The organism is Streptomyces sp. NPDC017095, from assembly GCF_044332325.1.
Classification (GTDB): Bacteria; Actinomycetota; Actinomycetes; order Streptomycetales; family Streptomycetaceae; genus Streptomyces.
This window is the reverse complement of sequence record NZ_JBIROU010000041.1, coordinates 1-1,940: the sequence shown is the minus strand read 5'-3', so window position 1 is coordinate 1,940 and position 1,940 is coordinate 1. Positions and strand designations below refer to the sequence as shown.

Below are 1,940 nucleotides of genomic sequence, written 5' to 3'. Positions count from 1 at the left end.
GGGCCGACGGTTCGAAACGCGTCGATGCTTCATTGGTGTAGATGTTAAATGTCTGGTTTGTTCCTTTAAATAGACGGGAGGGTTCCGGTCGGCGGAACGAATTCCGATCTTGAGTACGCCGCGAGTCACCGGAGTAGTATCACGGCTGAACGGTCATCGAGGTTGGTTTAAGGATCCGTTGATGGACTCTGTGAATCTCCGAAATCGACGTCCGGGAATTGCCTCCCGTGAAACCGCGGACCGGCCTGTGGCACGGGGTGTCTCCTATCGTTTCCCCACCGGCCGGGACACCGATCCCGACTGGTCGGATTCCCTTGAGAGGGTGAGCCTTCTTTCCTCCCGCGAGTCCGAGGTGTTCTACCTCCTCGGCTCCGGCCTTTCCAACCGGGCCATCTCCTCCTGTATGCGGGTGACCGAACGGACCGTCAAGGCCCACGTCGCCCGGATCATGGAAAAACTCGGACTGGAATCCCGGCTCCAGGTCGGCCTGGTATCGCTTTCCCACCGCCAGTCGGACGGGGGACTCGCCGCCGGCTAGCGGAACAAGCCTGTCCCGCTCCCACCCCCCTCACACCCCACCCCGTGCTGAGCCCCGCCCCGGCCCCACCCGGCCACCGGGGGCGGGGCTCCCGGCATCCCCCCAGGCCACAGCCCTGCCTTGACACCCCCCGACCCCACCCGCCATAGTATGAAAGTCATCGAACTGTTGGTATTCGAAGTGGAGTCAAGGCATGTACAGCCGCCTCCTGGTATTAGCTCTCGGAACATTCGCCATCGGAACCGACAGCTTCGTCGTGGCAGGAATCCTGCCCAATGTCGCCAGCGACCTCCATGTCAGCACGAGCGCCGCCGGACAACTCGTCACCGTCTTCGCACTCTCCTACGCACTACTCTCCCCCGTCATGGCGGCCACCACCGCCCACTGGCCCCGCAAACGCCTCCTCCTCACCGGCCTCCTCGTCCTCGCCCTCGGCAACATCCTCACCGCCCTCCTGCCCACCTTCACCCTCGTCGTCCTCTCCCGCGTCATCGCCGGACTCGGCGCCGCCATGTTCACCCCCACCGCCAGCGTCACCGCCTCCACCCTCGCCCCACCGGAAAAGCGCGGCAAAGCCCTCGCCATCGTCATGGCCGGCCTCAGCGGCGCCACCGCCCTCGGCGCCCCCATCGGCACCGTCATCGGCAGCCAGTCCGACTGGCGCACCACCATGTGGTTCGTCGCCGCCCTCGCCGTACTCGCCGCCATCGGCGTCGCCGCCATGCTCCCCGCCGTCCCCTCCCTGCCCCCCGTCAAACTCAGCCAGCGACTACGCCCCCTGCGCGACAGCCGCATCCTGTTCACCCTCCTCACCACCGTCCTCGTCCTCATGGGCCTCTACACCGTCTACACCTACATCGCCGTCTCCTTCGACCGCGCCACCGACGGCAACGGCACCACCCTCGCCATCCTCCTCTTCATCTGGGGCATCGCCGCCACCCTCGGCAACCTCGGCGGCGGCTCACTCACCGACAAACTCGGCGGCCGCATCGTCATCAACAGCGCCATCATCATCGCCGCGGCCGACTTCGTCCTCCTCCCCCTCACCAGCCGCCACCCCGTCACCGCAGCCATCGCCCTCATCATCTGGGGCCTGTGCGGCTGGGGCGTCCTCGTCCCCCAGCAACACCGCCTCATCCAGATCAACCCCGCCGGCGCACCCCTCAGCATCGCCCTCAACGCCGCCGCCCTCTACCTCGGCGTCTCCGCCTCCGGCGGCACCGGCGCAGCAGGCATCAGCCTCTTCGGCGCACACAACCTCGGCCTCGTAGGCGCCCTCTTCATCGCCCTCGGCCTCATCACCGCCGAAACCGCCCGCACCCTCATCACCCGCCACAACACCACCACCACCCCCACCACCACACCCGCACCCACCACCACACCCGCACCACCACGCAGCTGA

At 66.8% G+C, this 1,940-nt stretch carries 2 protein-coding genes; both read left to right on the top strand.

Annotated elements, in window-relative coordinates; genetic code table 11:
• The first annotated feature begins 322 nt into the window (after positions 1-322).
• Positions 323-538, top strand: a complete 216-nt coding sequence (locus ACH4OA_RS34575; protein ID WP_365877984.1) for a helix-turn-helix transcriptional regulator — start codon at positions 323-325, stop codon at positions 536-538.
• Between the two features lie 193 nt (positions 539-731).
• Positions 732-1,940, top strand: coding sequence for an MFS transporter (locus ACH4OA_RS34570; RefSeq protein WP_397949747.1), 1,209 nt, complete (start codon positions 732-734; stop codon positions 1,938-1,940).

Bases quoted from the DNA above. Each gene is read 5' to 3' on its own strand.
- ACH4OA_RS34570 (WP_397949747.1), top strand. From the start codon at position 732: ATGTACAGCCGCCTCCTGGTATTAGCTCTCGGAACATTCGCCATCGGA.